This window comes from Micrococcus sp. HSID17227 (assembly GCF_003989405.1).
Lineage (GTDB): Bacteria > Actinomycetota > Actinomycetes > Actinomycetales > Micrococcaceae > Micrococcus > Micrococcus luteus.
Genome location: NZ_RBLN01000588.1, coordinates 1 through 232, shown reverse-complemented (window position 1 = coordinate 232; position 232 = coordinate 1). Strand labels below are relative to the sequence as shown.

General features: G+C 83.2%; 1 protein-coding gene. It reads left to right on the top strand.

The window, feature by feature from the left end:
* The coding region (locus tag D8M29_RS14330; protein ID WP_238693443.1) for a hypothetical protein at nt 1–232 on the top strand (232 nt) is incomplete at both ends.

The following is a 232-nucleotide window of genomic DNA, read 5'->3' as shown; positions in this document are numbered from 1 at the left end:
CCGCCGGAGCCACCGCCCCTGCCGGGGACGGCGGCAACGGACCCACGGACGCGCCGGGCTACACCGGACCCACCGGGGCCACCGCGCCCACGGGCGGCGCAGCTGCCGCCGGAGCCACCGCCCCTGCCGGGGACGGCGGCAACGGACCCACGGACGCGCCGGGCTACACCGGACCCACCGGGGCCACCGCGCCCACGGGCGGCGCAGCTGCCGCCGGAGCCACCGCCCCTGC